Here is a 17,947-nt window from a genome sequence, read left to right on the forward strand (position 1 = left end):
CGCTGAGGCGCAGCGGCAATAATATAAGTACGCCCTCGCTTTAAATGTTGGCAGTTCGTCTGCCTGCACCAATCAAACGAATTAAGTGTGGATACCGTCTTATGGAGCAAAACCCGCAGTCACAGCTGAAGCTTCTTGTCCAACGTGGTAAGGAGCAAGGCTATCTGACCTATGCCGAGGTCAATGACCATCTGCCGGAAGATATCGTCGACTCCGATCAGATCGAAGACATCATCCAAATGATCAACGACATGGGTATTCAGGTGATGGAAGAAGCACCGGATGCCGATGATCTGCTGCTTGCTGAAACCTCCAATAATACCGATGAAGACGCAGAAGAAGCGGCGGCACAGGTGCTGTCGAGCGTTGAATCTGAAATTGGCCGTACGACCGACCCGGTGCGCATGTACATGCGCGAAATGGGTACCGTTGAACTGCTGACCCGTGAAGGCGAAATCGACATCGCTAAACGCATCGAAGACGGGATCAACCAGGTCCAGTGCTCCGTTGCGGAATATCCGGAAGCCATCACCTATCTGCTGGAGCAGTACGACCGCGTCGAAGCTGAAGAAGCTCGCCTGTCTGACCTGATCACCGGCTTCGTCGATCCGAATGCTGAAGAAGATATGGCGCCGACCGCCACTCACGTCGGTTCCGAGCTGTCTCAGGAAGAGATGGACGACGACGAAGATGAAGAAGAAGATGACGACGACGACAACAGCGATGACGATAACAGCATCGACCCGGAGCTGGCCCGCGAGAAATTCGCCGAGCTGCGCACCCAGTACGAGCTGACTCGCGACACCATCAAAGCGAAAGGCCGCAGCCACGCCGCCGCGCAGGAAGAGATCCTCAAGCTGTCCGAGGTCTTCAAACAGTTCCGCCTGGTGCCGAAACAGTTCGATTACCTGGTCAACAGCATGCGCAGCATGATGGATCGCGTTCGTACTCAAGAACGTATCATCATGAAGCTGTGCGTTGAACAGTGCAAAATGCCGAAGAAAAACTTCATCACCCTGTTCACCGGCAACGAAACCAGCGAAACCTGGTTCAACGCCGCCGTGGCGATGAACAAGCCGTGGTCCGAGAAGCTGCATGACGTTAAAGAAGACGTTCAGCGCGGCCTGCAGAAACTGCAGCAGATTGAAGAAGAAACCGGCCTGACCATCGAGCAGGTTAAAGATATCAACCGTCGCATGTCCATCGGCGAAGCGAAAGCCCGTCGTGCGAAGAAAGAGATGGTTGAAGCGAACTTACGTCTGGTTATTTCTATCGCCAAGAAATACACCAACCGCGGTCTGCAGTTCCTCGACCTGATTCAGGAAGGCAACATCGGCCTGATGAAAGCGGTAGATAAGTTTGAATACCGTCGTGGTTACAAGTTCTCCACCTACGCCACCTGGTGGATCCGTCAGGCGATCACCCGTTCCATCGCGGATCAGGCGCGCACCATCCGTATTCCGGTGCATATGATTGAGACTATCAACAAGCTCAACCGTATCTCCCGCCAGATGCTGCAGGAAATGGGTCGCGAGCCGACGCCGGAAGAACTGGCTGAGCGCATGCTGATGCCGGAAGACAAAATCCGTAAGGTGCTGAAAATCGCCAAAGAGCCTATCTCCATGGAAACGCCGATCGGCGACGATGAAGATTCGCATCTGGGTGACTTCATCGAGGATACCACCCTCGAGCTGCCGCTGGATTCTGCGACCACCGAGAGCCTGCGTGCGGCAACGCATGACGTGCTGGCGGGCCTCACCGCTCGTGAAGCGAAAGTGCTGCGTATGCGTTTCGGTATCGACATGAACACCGACCACACGCTGGAAGAAGTGGGTAAACAGTTCGACGTTACCCGCGAACGTATTCGTCAGATCGAAGCGAAGGCGCTGCGTAAACTGCGCCACCCAAGCCGTTCTGAAGTGCTGCGTAGCTTCCTCGACGATTAATCGTCGCGCTGCAAACAGAGTAAAAAGCTCCCCGCGGGGAGCTTTTTTTATGCCTGCGATTCGGGCGCCATCACCGCCCTCGCCCCGCCAGCGCCTCATCCAGTTCGCGATAGGCTTCAACCAGCTTGTCCAGCGACGCCCGGTTTAAACCGCTTGGATTGGGCAGCACCCAGATTTCAGTTTCACCGATGGTCGCTTCCTGGCGTCCCCACTTCGCGCCACGCACCCTGAACGCCTGCTCATAGGCCTGCTTGCCGAGCACCGCCAGCGCCTGCGGCTGATAGTCCTGAATTTTGCTTATTAGCTCCTGCGCGCCATTACGCAGCTCCAGCAGGGCGACTTCGCTGGCCTGTACCGTCGGCCGCTCAACCAGCATGGTGATACCGCAGCCGGTATCCAACAGATGCTGCTCCTCTTCCGGCTTCAGCTGCCGCTCGGTGAACCCCGCCTGGTGAATAACCTTCCAGAATCGATTGCCGGGATGGGCAAAATGAAACCCCGTATGCGCGGAGGACTTCCCCGGATTGATGCCGCAAAAGACCACCCGCAGCCCCGGCGCCAGGATATCGCTAATCATAATTTCTCCGGCTGAATGACTAAAAAGCTGATTATAAAGGATTGAAAATGCATTGTTTATAAAAACAGCAGGCGCGCGCTTTACGCTGGATTGCAGCGTGCAGTTACATTATAATCCCTCGCCACGGCCCCTTAGCTCAGTGGTTAGAGCAGGCGACTCATAATCGCTTGGTCGTTGGTTCAAACCCAACAGGGGCCACCAAATTTTAGTTTTAAAATCACATAATTAAGCTACTCGAAAGAGTGGCTTTTTTATTACCCCCTCCTTGAGTGTCGCAAAAGTGTCGCGCTAGTTCGTAACAATGTCTTTTGTGTCACGCACTTTTGAGCTTTATCATTTTGCCTTTGAGACAAATAGGACGTTACTTATGGCCTTAACCAAATGAAAAGAATGCAAAAAAGAAGTTTCCACAGCAGCAAAAACTTGCCCACACTGTGGCGTAAAGAATCCAGGCGTGACAGCAAAACAAACTTAAGGCGGATGCCTGGTACTGATTGTTCTGGCTATTGGATTTGGCGTTTACATGGCTTATGGCGATGATGAACAGGCGAAGGCCGCAAAGAACTGATCAAACACAGACACGCAGTGTAATTTCGATCAGAACCTTGTATCGACGACATAACCGTGATTGGGCGTGTAGTCCTGACGATTAAATAACATGACTGTAAGAAAACTCAGTAATGGCCAATGGGTTGCGAACTTCTATACCGTCAATCGTAGCAATGGCAAGCAAGGGAAAAGAGTTCGCAAAAAGTTCGCGACTAAAGGCGAGGCGTTAGCATTCGAAAATTACACCCTTCAAAAATTCGATGACACGCCCTGGCTTGGACAAGGAAAAGATAAACGCCGCCTTTCCGATTTGATACATCTCTGGTTTGAGCGCCACGGGATAACCCTGCGCGATGGTGAAAAACGTAAAAGCGCCATGTTATGGGCAGATGAGTGCATGGGTTTCCCGATGGCTGCTGAGTTCACCGCGCAGCTGTTTACCGCTTATAGGGCTAAAAGGTTGGATGGTCATTTTGCCCGGACAAAACGCGTCACTCAGGTTTCGCCGCGCACCATGAACCTAGAGCACGCTTATTTCCTCGCTGTATTTAATGAATTAAAACGACTCGGGGAATGGGACGCGCCCAACCCTTTAGAGAACGTTCGCCAGTTCAGAACAGAAGAAACTGAGATGGCTTATCTTACTGGGGAGCAGATTGACAGGCTCTTAGAGGAAAGCCGCAACAGCTCCGCTAAAGATTTGGAGATAATTGTCAGAATTTGCCTGTCTATTGGCGCTCGCTGGGGAGAAGCTGAAAAATTGAAGCGCAACCAAATCACTGCCGGAAAAGTCACATTTATTAAAACGAAAGGTAAGCGCAACCGCACAATACCATTAGACCCAGCAATCATAGCTGAACTACCAAAAAAGAGTGGCGCGCTTTTTAGCCCTTGTTATTACGCTTTTAGGTCTGCTCTGGAAAGAGCAGGAATTGAATTACCGGCTGGACAACTGACCCACGTACTTAGGCACACCTTCGCTTCTCATTTTATGATGAATGGGGGAAACATATTAGTATTGCAAAAAATTCTTGGGCATACAGACATAAAAATGACTATGAGGTACGCTCATTTCGCACCTAATCATCTTGAAGAAGCATTAAAACTAAACCCATTAAATTTTGCGGTGATAAAAAATGACAAAAAATAATGAGTCTATTAACAAACATTTAATAACGTATCTTGAATATTATAATACTCTAACAAACCCCAAGTATGCTGTTTTAGTTGATGGTGAATGGGGAGTTGGGAAAACGCATCTTATTAATGAAATTTTCAAAGAAAAACCAAAAATCTATGTAAGCTTATTTGGATTAACAACAATACAGGAAGTACACTCAGCTGTTTTCGTAAAAATGTATCCAAACAGATCACGAATAAAAAAAATTTTCAACTGGTTTGGGAACTCTAACTTGAAAGCTAATGATGTTACATTAGCAATTGGACCATTAATCGGAAACATAGCAAATGCACTTATCAAAGAAAAAGTGGACAATTCAAAAACAATTATTTTTGATGATTTGGAAAGATGCAGGATAAATCAAAAAGATATATTTGGAGCAATAAATAAATACGTCGAACACCACCAATGCAAAGTAATTGCTATTGCGCATGATAAAAAATTACAGAAAGGTTTGACTGACAAAAAAGAAAAAATATTCGGGCAAATACTAAAAGTCTCACCAGATATTCAAGACGCTTTCAATCAATTTATAAAAAGAAGCAAAGCACCTCAAGCATTTGAAAATGTCAAAGATATTATCTACAAATCTTTCATTGCTTCTCAATGCAAATCACTAAGAGTATTAGACTACGTAATTAATGATTGCGCAAGATTACTACCTTATATACCTGAGTATTTATATAAGGACAAAAGATTACTTTCAGAAGTATTCGTACTATTCACTGCAATAGATATAAACTTTAGATTAGGCAAATTAATTGATAAGGACATTGAATCAAGAAACTCTGTATATTACTACATGAATAAAAACGAACAAGTAGAAAATATATTTGATAAAATAAAAGAGAGTTATAAAGATAACGAAGTTTTTATAAATATTGAAAGTGATCTACTTTCAAATGAAGTTTTGATTAACACTATTGTTAATGGCCTATATCTTAAGGAGCAAATTCAAGACTGCATAAGTAAAAGTCGCCATTTTGCAATACCAGATAACTATGGACCATGGTTTACTATATTAAGTTTCGACTCATGCAAAACAGAAGAGGTAAATAAAGCTTTAGAAGAACTTTATTCACGATTTGAAAATATGCAGATTATTGAAAAAGGTGAAATTCAGCATTCCATTAATGTTTTATTTCTATTATCAGATGTTCATCATATAGATAAAAGCTTTGAAGAAATATATTCATTTTTTTTAGACTACGTAAAAAAATTACAACGCCATGATAAGTTTCTGCCAGCTGATCTCTTTACAGAATATGAGCCAATTAATGATTCAGCTTATGGATATGGGTTTTGGATAAATGATTCTTATAGGCATTACTCCTCGAAACTGAATAAAATATTAATGGCTCACCAAAAAATTTCCTTAAGAAAACAATATCCAATATTTTTAGCCGAGTTGAAAGAAGATTTAAAGGAAGACACATTAAGGTTTTGTGAGAAAATATCTAGAAAGGGGTTAAGAGACATTAATTTATATGGTTATATTACCGTATTATCCGGTTTCAAACCTCATGAATTTGTTGATATGTGGCTTAGTATTGATATGACAAAGTGGCATAGTGTTAGATCAGCCTTAGTAAATCGTTACTCTGGCGGTTCATTGCAGGGTGATTTACAGGACGAAGGGGCATGGATAAAGTTAGTTAAAATGAATATTCGACATCGCGCATCTAAGGTTTCCGGTCTGGATAAATTAAGAATTTCGAGGTTGTTAATGGGATTGTAGGTCATCCACAACCTAAATACTGTCGCAAAAGTGTCGCGCGAACTTAAGAATACTGGCTCTTATTAGTGGATATTGGTTTTGTAACCGACTGATTTTTATGTAAGTTACTGTTTTACTTAGTCTATCATGGTTCTCATAATCGCTTGGTCGTAGGTTCAAACCCAACAGGGGCCACCAAATATCAAGGGCTTACGATTACTCGTAAGCCCTTAGTCTTTTCCGGGATACCTACAGAATACGGCAGGCAAGTACTGCGGAGTACAAACGCGCTGGGTTAGAAGCTTGCAATATAGCGAACCAATCCGCTCACGGTTGAGCAGAGTTCATCTTATACCAGAGCCCGCAGCTCCTCGCGCATGTATGAAGAAAAGTACTCAGGATTCTTAATAACTATACGCTCGCCGGACTCAATTCGTTCCGCCCATCCAGCTAACGTTTTAGTAAATTCGGGATCCCAGCCCTCTTGAGTGCCCCGGGCATACACAACAGCCGCGCTGGCCGGAGCGCCTAACTCATTAAGATACTTGAAAATGCCTTTAGCCGTACTTTCATCCATGGTGTGCGGTGCTGAAGATGACGTGTTCATGCCATTAATAAAATCCAGTGCTTTATCAATTACTGCTGACATATTCTTATCCTTAAAATATCCACGTTCGGTACAAGGCTTTAATATGGACTATATTTTGCTTAAGTATCAAAAGGTTTATCCATTTAATTGTTCAAATGTGAGCTATGTACAAATGGCTATATTTTTCTGCCGGGCAATCAGCACGGTAGTTAACATTATGCAAAGCGTGATTCTGGATATACATTGCTGGCGATGCCCTTCTGAGGCTACTACGCAAGCCAGCGCCATAAACCCGACAAAGCCAGCCATTTTCATGTCCCCAACAGGTGATGATGGGGTGACAATTAAAAAAGGAGTTAAATCATCTAACTCCTTTTTGCTCAGTCGTCTGCCTGTATCACTTTGCCACTGCTCATATCATTCACTGAATCAAAAAAGCCAGTCCGGCTGCGAAAAGAATAGAAAGCAGCACCGATGCCAGGCCAGGCAGCAGAAAAGGATGATCGATAATATGCCGCCCCAGTTTAGTCGAGCCGGTAACATCCAGTTCCACCGCCGCCAGTAACGTCGGATAGTTTGGTAAAATAAAAAGCGAAGCGGTAGCCGGGAAGCAGGCCACCAGAATACCGGGGGCAACGCCCATACTCAGCGCGGCGGGAAATAAAATTTTTGTTGAAGCCGCCTGAGAATACAGGAAACATGACGCCGCCATAATAATAATGGCCAGCATAATGGGTGACTCCAGGAAGTGTGACGAGAGCGTACTTTGCAACCACTGCTGATTGCTGTCCATAAAGGTTGACCCCAGCCAGGCGACGCCGAGTATACAGATACAGGAGGTCATCCCGGTTTTAAATACCGAGCCGGACGGGACCTTTTGTACGTTAACCCGGCAACTCACCAGAATCAGCAGCGCAACGCCCAACATCACCCCTACCCGCGCCTGCCCGCTGCTCATGACCGGATCGGTAATCAGCCCTAATTTGGGGCTGGTGACAATCGCATAGCACAGCACCACCACCAGCCCGACGATAAAGATCAGCACCGAACGAGCAGCATAAGGCGGGATCTCCCGCTCAGTCCGAGCCTTCACCTGCACCGGATTGTCATAGAGCCTATCCTGCCGGCGAATTCTGTCCCAGCACAGGTAAAACACGGAGGTGACCAGTAACGCAAGAAAGGTGGAAGGGATGGATACCGCAATAAGCTCAATATAGCCCCAGCCAGAATGGCTCTTTTCCAGAATCCCCGAAAAGAAAATCACCGCCGCGGAAATGGGCGATGCCACAATGCCAAGCAAAGAGGCGCTGACGGAGAGAGCGAGCGCCCGGGTAGGTTTTATATTGTTCTCTTTCGCCACGCCGACAATCACCGGCATACAGGCAAAAGAGACCTGTCCGGTGCTGGCCATCATGGTTAATAGCCAGGTGGAAAGCGGAGCGGTGATGACTAACAATCGCGGATAGCGGCGCAGCAGGCGCTCGGTGAGGTCAACCAGATATTCGATACCGCCGGCCTCCTGCATGGCCGCAATCGCCACAATCACCACCATGATAAACACGATAACCAGCATCGGCATATCCCCCGGCGTGGCGCCGAGCGCGCTGAGGACAATCACGCCAGCGCCGCCGGCAAAACCTACGCCGATACCGCCAACCCGCATGCCGATATAAAGAAACAACAGCACGACCAGAAACTGAACTAATACCATAATTTGCCTCCACGGCTCCCTGTCCGGCATTAACCCTTTACATACTGAAATGACCTGCTAGTTCTGGTAGCCGGGTGTGTCGATCAGGATGACATCTCCCGGAGAGCTCGCGCTGAACGCGTCGATATCCGCAATACAGCAAGACATCTTTCTGCATTGCGGATTAACAACAGACTCAGCATAAATTAACGAACGAGGCCCAGCTCAGCAGCGCGCATGGCGTCGTGGATCTCTTTTTCAGCCCCTTTTTCGAGCGGCAAAAGCGGAGAGCGGACGGTGGCATGCTCAAGGATCCCACGCGCGACTAACGCATGTTTCAGCGCCACGGTACCTTCCATATGAGAACCGCGGTGGTATACGCTTTTGGTCACCGGCAGCAGTCGATCGTGCAGCTCACGCGCTTTCACATAATCACCCGCTTTACCCGCCTTAATCATTTCAATTAATGGTTCAGGCGCGATATTACCGTAGCCAACCAGGAAGCCATCGACATCAAACGCGGTGTGCAGCAGATATTCATCGTGGCAGCTTAAAATTTGCAGATCCGGACGCTCGCGGCGAATAACCGGAATTTCAGTATCCCAGCGGCGCATATTACGCACGCCATTCTTCATGGCGAATACGCCAGGCTGTGCGGAAATATCCAATAACGTTTGCAGATTGTAAGTGGCTTTAGTGACATCCGGATACTGGAAAAGAATCAGCGGCAGGCCGCTTTCTTCATAAACCACGCGGTAACGATCCTGAGGCGCGCCGTCCTGATAGCCAAAACGCAACCAGCCGTGAGAAGGATACAGCAAACCAGCGGATGCGCCGGCGGCAACAGCACGCTTGGCCTCCAGCGCAGCGACTTCCGTCCCTTCTCCGGTGATACCGGCAATAATTGGAAGCTTGCCATCTACCGACTTCACAAATGCGCGGATCACATTCGCCTGCTCTTCCTGAGTTAGAAAAGTCCCTTCCCCTGCGTGTCCCAGAACCACCAGACCTTTTACGCCGTCAATGCTGCCCAGCCAGCTACCGAGGCGCTGGATGGCATCATAATCTACGCGCCCCTCGCGAGTGAAGGGTGTAACCGGAGCCGGAGTCAAACCTCTGAGATCGATGTTAATCATAAGTATCCCCTTGATGAGTAAGCGTATATTTGCAGGTTAGCAATCGTTTGAAACGGATATGAAATCGTTTCTGCAATCGTTTTCACTCAGTTGACATTGAACCGCAAAAATAAAACCGTCAACGCCGAATTGGTTAAAAATGCAACTCAGATCACAAACTAAACAGCATTCCGCATCCGGGATGAGATCCGTTATACAAAATTCATTCCTCCCCGCTTTCACCAGGAAAGCCAGGAGGATCGCCGACGGATTAGTGACGTGGGGACGAGGTAGACTTACGAGGAATAAGGGAAGGCGTGGTAATCCGCATATTATTATTTACCTCTGGGTTCAATAGCATATCAACCGCATTACTGGCGATATGCTCCAGTGGCGTTCTAACCGAAGTCAGGGCTACGGGCAGCCTGCTCACCAGAGGAATATCATTGTATCCCACCAGAGACAGATCCTCGCCAATCACCAGCCCTTGCTGATGCGCGGCCGCGAGCACGCCAATCGCCAACTCGTCATTGACGGCAAACAGCGCGCTCGGGCGATGAGGCTGGCTGAGAATTTTCATTCCCTGCTGCTCTCCAGAGGCGATATTAAAATCAGAATGGCAGCACCATTCCGCTTCGATCCTGAGCCCGGCCTCCTGCATTGCCCGCTCAAAGCCCTTACGCCGGTTAAGCGCATTGGAGGCAAAATCGGGACCGCCGATCAGACCAATATCACGGTGGCCTAAATCTATCAGGTGTCGGGTTGCCAGATAGCCGCCAAGCTCATCGTCCCCGACCGATGAAGGACTAAACCCATCGGTACGCAGCGCCAGAACATGGGGCACATCTCGTTCACGCAGGGCTTGCGGCAAAGGATCGTCCAGCCGGCAGGTTGACATAATCAACCCATCCACACGACGATCCAGCAGCGATTCAACGGCGTTCTTCTCCTGCTCCTTGCTATCTCCGCAGGTCGCCACGATCGCGAAATACCCTCTCCTCGCCGCAGCCCTGGCTATCTCTTCGAAAAGCATCGCCGTGACGGCATCGGTCAGCCTCGGAACCAGGACGCCAAGCGTTCCGGTATCGCCACGGCGCAGGCTGGAAGCAACATAGTCCCGACGGTAGCCCAGCTCTCGGGCCACCTGGCGAATTTTATCTGCCGAGGCGCTGCGCGAGGTGGGTAATCTTTCATCGAGTACGCGCGAAACGGTCGAGACGCTCACGCCCGCAGCGCGAGCAACGTCCCGCATTGTCACCAGCTTTTTTTCCGGAAAATCGTTCAGTTCACTTTCTTGATCCATCTGCTGCTCCAACTCATCAATGCGGGTAAAAATCCGTGTTGCCCGTGCAAGGGATACCATCGTGCAAACCGTGGGGTGAAAGGATCTTACGTCAAACCTCGCCCGGACAAAAGGAATGGTACTTAACTTTGCCGGGTTCATTCGACGGGCCGTTAATTCACATTTCTTATTCGTTTTAACCTGTATTCGTCACTTCGCTTTTTTGCGCGTTAGTTTATTTAGATTGTGAACTGTTCGACATTTATACAACGAGCGTAATTGACTTAGCGCCAAATCCAGCAAAGGATTAGCCGAGTGTGAAATCGATTGCAGTAACGTTACCACATACTAATCAAGACAGCATTATATGCAGCACGTCTATGAATAAGGGTTCGTTGCCCTGTGGTTATTCAGAACCTTACGTGTATGCCCCAGACAACGTTTAACAGGGTAATACTATGTCAACTCAGGCCATTGCTTCAGATTACGCCGTTGCCAGCGGAACGACGTCAACACCAGACGTGCTGCTGGCAAGGCTGGAACGCCTCCCTATCACCCGACGGCTGAAGGCTATCCGCGTTATCGTCGGCTTATCGACCTTTTTCGATGCCTATACCATTATCGCTATCGCTTTTGCGCTCCCGCAGCTTACCCAGGAGTGGGGTTTAACGCCGACGTTTGTCGGTCTTATTATTGCGGCCAGTTATGTGGGCCAACTATGCGGCGCGCTATTTTTTGGCTCGCTGGCGGAAAAAATAGGTCGTATCGGCGTATTACGTATCACCATCATTCTGTTTGTACTGATGGATGCGGCCTGTCTTTTTGCGTGGAACGGTTGGTCAATTCTGATTATTCGCTTTTTACAGGGAGTGGGAATCGGCGCGGAGGTTCCCGTTGCCAGCGCCTATATCAATGAATTTGTCGGGGCAAAAAAGCGGGGGAGGTTCTTTTTGTTGTATGAGGTGATTTTCCCCATCGGCATGATGTTTGCCGGGTTAGTGGGGTATTTTCTGGTGCCCATCTATGGATGGAAAGTCATGTTTTTAATTGGCTTAGTCCCTTCCGCATTGACCGTCCCTCTGCGCTGGTTAATGCCGGAATCACCCCGCTGGTTGGCCGCAAAAGGTAGACTAAAGGAAGCGGATAATATCGTATCTACGCTGGAATCAGAGGTCATCAGGCGCGGTATGACATTACCCGAGCCGGAAATGAAAGCCCCTACGGTGCAAAAAGCGGCTCCGGAAGGCGTAAAAGCCCTATTTGGCGGGATCTATAAATCCCGAACCTTTATGCTGTGGGGACTGTGGCTGACGGTTTATAGCGTCAACAACGGCATGATCACCTGGTTTCCAACCCTTTATAAAACCTGGTTTAACCTCTCTCTCGATACCAGTCTGGCCTACGGTTGGATCACCTCTTCCTGCGGCGTCGTGGCTTCAGTGATTTGCGCCCTGCTGATCGACCGTGTCGGGCGTAAGCGCTGGTACACATGGGCTTTTTTACTGGCCATCGTTCCGCTGATTACGCTTTCGATTCTCGGCGCCAAATCCGCCGTGGAAATTCTGATTCTGGGAAGCCTGACCTACGCCATTCTGCAAACCATCGCTTTCTCGCTTTATCTATACGCGGCAGAGCTATATCCCACCCGACTACGCGCCATTGGCACCGCGTATTCCAGCGCATGGCTGCGCGCAGGGTCATCCATTGGCCCACTGATGGTGGGTTTTATCGTCGGAGGCTTCGGGATCCGTTTTGTGTTCATCACTTTCGCGGTCATTGCGCTGATTGGCGGCTTAATTACCTGGCTCTTTGCCATTGAAACCAAAGGGAAATCGTTAGAAGAGCTGTCACCATAAACGCTCCGTGGCTCCGGGAGATGCGGGGCCGCCTCTGGCAATAAAACGACGCACCAGGCTGATTCAACTGCGTCTTATCGGAAAAACTCATAGACCTGGATCATCAACAGGCGGTGAAGAATATGAACAAACTGATTCAAAGCGGCACGATGCTGCTGGCTTTACTACACCCTTTCCTGGCGTTGGCCAACGATACGTTTTTTTCTCCCACAGCAAAAAACATGACCGGAGAGTGGGGCGGCGTGCGCACGGATCTGCGCCATCGTGGTTATGACTTTACGCTGGAATATAGTTCGATGACCGCCACGAATATTTCCGGCGGTTACGATCGCGATAAAACCCTGCGCTACAGCGATCAGTATATTCTCGGCATCGATATGGATCTGGAGAAGATTTTCGGCATTCACGACGGAGAATTTAAAGCGTCGCTAAACGATCGTAACGGGAGAGATTTGACTCAGGATCGTCTCCAGGATCCACGTGCTCCGGTAATCGGCTCGGGTGTTCAGAGTAACTACGGTCGGGGACAAACATGGCACGCGACGCAGTTCTGGTTCAAAAAAACCTGGCAGGATAAAAAGTGGGATCTCAAGGTCGGTCTCATGCCGCCAGGAGAGGACTTTGATAATAGCGGCTGTTTTTTTCAAAACCTGTCGTTGTGCGGTTCGTTAGCCGGGCACGGTAGCGGCGTCTGGTATAACACTCCCATAGGCCAGTGGGGTGGCCGCATTAAATACGCTCTTAGTTCGGCGCTTTATATCCAGGCTGGCGGATTTCAATATAACCCCAACTACGCTACCCGCCACGGCAGTTTCGAGCTCGATGGCACCGGGCATTTGGGGTACATGTACATTGTTGAACTAGGGCATAGGCCCACTCCAGGCGCCACATTCCTGCCGGACACCTGGAAAATCGGCGGCTGGTACAACACAGCGGACGCCAATGATGTACTGGATGACGACAATGGCGATCCCTATGTCCTCACGCAGCAGGCTGCCCGGCAACACGGCGGCCGTTACGGAGGTTATCTCTATGTCAGCCAGCAGCTGACCCACTCGGGCAGCCAGCGACAAAATGGCCTCAACATTTTCGGGCATCTGGCCATAAATGATAAAAATACGGCGACAATGGACTATCAGATCCAGGCCGGCATCATTTATAAGGGCCCTTTCGCCAGCCGCCCGCAGGACTTTATCAGCTTCGGCGTAAGTAAAATGCATGCCAACGCCAAAGTCGCTCGTCGAGCGCAGCTCCAGAACCAGATGCGAGGGATCGATGATTATGATGATCCCTTGTATGTCCCGGTCCGCAGAAGCGAGTATGCCGCAGAGCTGCATTATAGCTTTCACGTTACGCCATGGCTGACCTTGCGGCCTAATCTCCAGCTACTCGCCCATCCGGGAGGAATAGAGGAGATTAAAGATGCATGGGTTATCGGAAACCAGGTGACCATCAAACTTTAATAAAACAGGCCTCGCCGTGTGGACTGATAAGAAAATATAAGTAACAAAATCATGCAATTAAGCCACTCCACAGAGTGGCTTTTTTCTGAAATCAGTAATGATGGTTCGATAGTCTCCAGCCATTTTGCTGTTTACGCAAAAAATTTTAGCGCTTCCAAAATCAAAAATGAAACAGCGTTCCAATAACCTCTTGTTTTATCAACAGTTCCTGTCCCTTTTTCGCAAAAAACGACGCCCGCGCAGGGCAATAAAATATCGGCAAGGCTCACAAAATATAAACGCAAAATTTTTTCGTATTGCGCATACGAAATGCGTAGTGATTTAATTCTTATAGCCAAATCATCCTTAGAGCGAGAATGAGAATAAAAAATGGAAAAGCATTCACTGAATAAAAATATTGATTTACTGCTGCGCGGATTTACTGAATTAAAAGATAACGGACGGTTTAATGAACCCAATCTTGACGGTAGCGCCGGGGATTATATTTCATTTTCCAGTTGGGAATGGCCGCAGGGCGTAGGGCTATTTGGTTTGGTACGTTTATGGGAAAACACGAAGTCTGATGAGCTATATCAAATTATTGACCAGTGGTTTCAGGGAAATATCGAAAAAGGTCTCCCAGGCCTCAACGTCAATACCACCGCGCCGATGCTTCCCCTCTCGCTTTTCTGGTCCCATAACCGGCAGCCGCACTACCAGCAGGTGCTGGATAACTGGGCAAATCGCGTGATGACGGAACTGCCGCGTACGCCGGAACAAGGCTTCCAGCATGTGGTTTCCGACGGCATTAACGACATGGAGATCTGGGACGATACGCTGTTCATGGTAGTACTGTTCCTCGCGCACTACGGCACGGTATCCGGGCGCCAGGAGCTGGTAGATGAAGCCGTTCGGCAATTCCTGCTGCATGCGCGCTATCTCAACGATCCGCAAACCGGGCTGTGGTACCACGGCTGGAGCTTTGTCGAGAACAGCAACTTCGCCAAAGCCCGCTGGGCGCGCGGTAATGCGTGGATTACCGTCGGTATACTCGAATTACTGGAACTAGCCGACGTAGGCGCGGGCGTTCGGGAGTACCTGATAGAGTGCCTGAAAAAGCAGGTTAATACCTTAATCGATCTGCAGGCCGCTAATGGCGCCTGGCACACCCTGCTCGACCATCCTGACTCTTACATCGAAATTTCCGCCACCGCCGGTTTTGGCTATGGCTTATTAAAAGGCGCGCGTATTGGCATTGGCGATGAACGGTGGCTACAGGCGGGTATGAAAGCGCTGGAGATTGTTCAGGATAATATTGATGCCGCAGGAACGGTACACAATGTTTCTTATGGCACCCGAATGGGGCGCACCCTGCAATTTTATAAAGATATTCCATTACAACCTACCGGCTATGGACAGGCATTAGCAATATTATGCCTGAGCGAAGGTTTGCGCCTCGCTGATAAAAAATAAAATACCGCCCTTCTCTTTTGGAGAAAATAATAATGGCTATCGAATATAGTAATTTTAATTTAACGGCGGGTAATGCCGTGCGCTACTGGCAGCTATCCGATATTACCAGTTTACGCTATGACACGGCGGACACGCCGATGGCTGGCGAAATGGATCCGTTTTTCTTTTTAAGTAAACATAAAAACTTCATTCCTCATACCTACCCGTGCCGCGACGATTTTCGCCAGCACTTTGCTGAAAAAAAACCGCAGCCTTTCGCCAGCGCAAACTACTCTCGCTGGTGGTTCCCTTTTGCTTCCGACAGGGTCGACCTCTCCGGATTTTGGTTTCGCCCAACCCGCGTCGGCGCCTGGGCCAGAACGCTGCTCGATTGCCCACAGGCGGGCGAGTATCGTTTTCGCCTCGCCACCTGCGGCGGCGCGCTGCTGAAGCTTAACGGCGAAGAAGTACTCTGGATGGCTGATTATCAGCGTAACCTCGAAAACCAGCGTGAATTCAGCCTGTCGCTACAGGCGGGGAAAAACGAGCTGGAGCTGTGGTTTGATGACTTAGCCGAACGCGATATTCGCTTCTTTTTCCAACTCGACTACCTTGACGGCGAGCCGCTGCGTATTGCGCTGGCAACGCCGCTGACCGACGCGCAGGTCAAAGAGATGGAGCAGTTACTGGACGGCGTTTCCTTCGAGCATCCGGTATATAACCGCGGCACCATTCGGCTCGTATTTCCTCAACCCGCGTCGACGGACTACTGCCTGCACGTCAACGTGCTGGGGGATTTTATCTCGCTGGATGAACCGGTCACGCTCGATAGCCGACTCTCCGCCGGCGAGTCGCTGGTCGCCATTGCCGAAAGCGAAGCTATCCCGGCAGACTTCCGCAATTTCCACATTACGCTGCAGCGTGAAGGGTTCAAGATAAGCCGCACGCTGGGCGTCGAAATCTGCCACGCCGACCGCCAGACGGCAATCCCGACAACGCTGGAAGCGCGGATCGCGGAAGCGCTGGAGGTGGTCGCTCATGAAGGTGAATACAGCAGCGTCAAAGCGCTGGCGCGCCTGGCCTGCGGCCTGAACGATGAGCAAACCCAGCAGATGCTGGATGGGGTCCTGGCGTCGGTGCTCGACTGTCACGATTGCGCCGACTTTACCCTTGTGCCGTTGCTGTGGTGCCGGACGGTATGGGGCGACAAGATCGATCCTGCGGTTCGCGGGCACATCGATGACGCCATACTGCGTTTTCGCTACTGGATGGACGAACCCGGTAACGATGTACAGTGGTACTTCTCTGAGAACCACGCCCTGTTATTCCACACCGCGGCGCTGCTGGCGGGCAATCTCTTCCCGGACGCGACTTTCACCCGTTCCGGGCGCAGCGGGCGCGAGCAGGCGGCAGTGGGTAAAGCGCGGGTCATCAGTTGGCTGGACCATTTCGAGCAGTGTGAAATGGCCGAATGGAACTCAGCGCCCTACTTCCCCATTGATTTAAAAGGTCTCACCGCACTGGCGGCGCTGTCCGGCGACGCGCAAATAAGCCAGCGCGCCATCGCGGCAATCACGCGCTTGCTGGCGCAGATTGCCCGCTCCGCCCACCAGGGTTTTCTGACCGCCTCGCAGGGACGTTCTTACGAACACACCCTACGCGCCGGACGCTCTCTGGAACTGGCGGCGATTTCGCGTCTGCTGTGGGGCAAAGGTAACTATGGCTGTCGTTTCCATGCGCTGCCGCAATTAGCCCTGCTGCTGCGTGATGGCCTGCTCACCCTTCCGGCGGAACTAGCAGAAGTTGCCGCCTGGCAAAAAGAGAGCGCCATCGAGTGGTGTTTTGCCCAGGGCGCTAACCGGATCGCCAAACTCTATCACTACAAAAACCGCCAGGCGGCGATGGGGTCCATCGCCGGCTATCGCTGGGGAGAGTGGGGCTATCAGGAGACGCCGTTCCATTTACGTCTTGGCAACCAACCCGAAGCGCAGATCTGGATCAACCATCCAGGCGAGACCCTGCACGGCGGGTTCGGTCGCCCCTCCTACTGGGGCGGCTGCGGCACGCTGCCGCGCGTGCAGCAATATCGCGGGCTGGCGGTGCTGACTTTCAATCTGCACGCCGATCAGCCTGACTTTACTCACGCCTGGCTGCCGCAAAGCCAGTTTGATGAGGTCGTTATTAGCGGCCAGCGCGCGGCGGTACGCAGCGGTGACGGTATGGCGCTGCTGGTGGGTAATCAGCCGTTTGAAACGGTGAATACGGGGCCAACCCGCGGCTGTGAAATACGCCTTAACGGGCAACAAACCCGCTGGCTGGTTCGCATCAACGATCGAGTCTATAGCTCCCTCGAGACCTTCAGCGCATGTTTCAGCGACCTGACCATGATGCAGCACGACGACGGCAGTATTGAAGTGAACGATCCGCAGTACGGAACGGTGCGCTTCCTGGCCGATGGACGAGTGAGCGCCGAGAACCGCACGCTGGACCCACAGCAGTGGAGCGTCGTGGGCAGCAGCCGTGAACTTCCTCTGTAACCAACGCCCGGCAGA

At 50.3% G+C, this 17,947-nt stretch carries 12 protein-coding genes and 1 tRNA gene; 8 read left to right on the forward strand and 5 right to left on the reverse strand.

Features of this window, described 5'->3' with window-relative positions; all coding sequences use genetic code 11:
- The first annotated feature begins 101 nt into the window (after positions 1-101).
- Complete coding sequence (gene rpoD / locus PGR09_RS18160; RefSeq protein ID WP_015369628.1) at positions 102-1,946, forward strand: RNA polymerase sigma factor RpoD; 1,845 nt, start codon at positions 102-104, stop codon at positions 1,944-1,946.
- Positions 1,947-2,016: 70 nt separating this feature from the next.
- On the opposite strand, the gene mug is transcribed toward rpoD, so the two are convergent.
- A complete protein-coding gene (mug, locus tag PGR09_RS18165; protein ID WP_045392228.1) occupies positions 2,017-2,523 on the reverse strand; it encodes a G/U mismatch-specific DNA glycosylase in 507 nt (168 codons plus the stop codon).
- A 125-nt stretch (positions 2,524-2,648) separates the two neighbouring features.
- Here mug and PGR09_RS18170 point away from each other — a divergent pair.
- The 3 genes from PGR09_RS18170 to PGR09_RS18180 all read left to right on the forward strand — a co-directional run bounded on the left by PGR09_RS18170 (position 2,649) and on the right by PGR09_RS18180 (position 5,990).
- A tRNA-Ile gene (locus tag PGR09_RS18170) sits at positions 2,649-2,724 on the forward strand.
- 457 nt (positions 2,725-3,181) lie between these two features.
- Positions 3,182-4,222 (forward strand): phage integrase, encoded by a 1,041-nt coding sequence (locus PGR09_RS18175; protein ID WP_430916385.1) that lies wholly within the window; start codon positions 3,182-3,184, stop codon positions 4,220-4,222.
- Positions 4,209-5,990: a P-loop NTPase fold protein gene (locus tag PGR09_RS18180; RefSeq protein WP_430916386.1), complete on the forward strand. Its 1,782-nt coding sequence runs from the start codon at positions 4,209-4,211 to the stop codon at positions 5,988-5,990. Before PGR09_RS18175 ends, PGR09_RS18180 begins: the two co-directional genes overlap by 14 nt.
- 328 nt (positions 5,991-6,318) lie before the next feature.
- On the opposite strand, the gene PGR09_RS18185 is transcribed toward PGR09_RS18180, so the two are convergent.
- The 4 genes from PGR09_RS18185 to PGR09_RS18200 all read right to left on the reverse strand — a co-directional run bounded on the left by PGR09_RS18185 (position 6,319) and on the right by PGR09_RS18200 (position 10,666).
- The gene (locus PGR09_RS18185) at positions 6,319-6,618 is read right to left on the reverse strand and encodes a DUF1889 family protein (protein WP_430916388.1); all 300 of its coding nucleotides are present in this window, start codon (positions 6,616-6,618) and stop codon (positions 6,319-6,321) included.
- Between the two features lie 361 nt (positions 6,619-6,979).
- A complete protein-coding gene (locus PGR09_RS18190) occupies positions 6,980-8,269 on the reverse strand; it encodes an anaerobic C4-dicarboxylate transporter family protein (protein WP_348876232.1) in 1,290 nt (429 codons plus the stop codon).
- Positions 8,270-8,454: 185 nt separating this feature from the next.
- Positions 8,455-9,384, reverse strand: coding sequence for a dihydrodipicolinate synthase family protein (locus PGR09_RS18195; RefSeq protein ID WP_032709182.1), 930 nt, complete (start codon positions 9,382-9,384; stop codon positions 8,455-8,457).
- Between the two features lie 250 nt (positions 9,385-9,634).
- Entirely contained in the window at positions 9,635-10,666 is a 1,032-nt protein-coding gene (locus tag PGR09_RS18200) for a LacI family DNA-binding transcriptional regulator (protein ID WP_047043090.1), read from the reverse strand.
- 437 nt (positions 10,667-11,103) lie between these two features.
- Between PGR09_RS18200 and PGR09_RS18205 the strand changes: the two genes are divergently transcribed.
- From PGR09_RS18205 to PGR09_RS18220, 4 genes are all read left to right on the forward strand, one after another.
- On the forward strand, positions 11,104-12,501 hold the full coding sequence (locus PGR09_RS18205; RefSeq protein WP_047043094.1) for an MFS transporter: 1,398 nt from the start codon (positions 11,104-11,106) through the stop codon (positions 12,499-12,501).
- Between the two features lie 122 nt (positions 12,502-12,623).
- Positions 12,624-13,964, forward strand: a complete 1,341-nt coding sequence (locus tag PGR09_RS18210; RefSeq protein WP_430916389.1) for a carbohydrate porin — start codon at positions 12,624-12,626, stop codon at positions 13,962-13,964.
- Positions 13,965-14,333: 369 nt separating this feature from the next.
- Positions 14,334-15,416 carry a glycoside hydrolase family 88/105 protein gene (locus PGR09_RS18215; protein ID WP_047050794.1) on the forward strand — a complete coding sequence of 361 codons (1,083 nt, stop codon included), beginning with the start codon at positions 14,334-14,336 and terminating at the stop codon, positions 15,414-15,416.
- Between the two features lie 32 nt (positions 15,417-15,448).
- Entirely contained in the window at positions 15,449-17,932 is a 2,484-nt protein-coding gene (locus PGR09_RS18220; RefSeq protein ID WP_430916390.1) for a hypothetical protein, read from the forward strand.
- Positions 17,933-17,947: the final 15 nt, after the last annotated feature.

The organism is Klebsiella sp. 141251, assembly GCF_050600725.1.
GTDB classification, from domain to species: Bacteria; Pseudomonadota; Gammaproteobacteria; order Enterobacterales; family Enterobacteriaceae; genus Klebsiella; species Klebsiella aerogenes.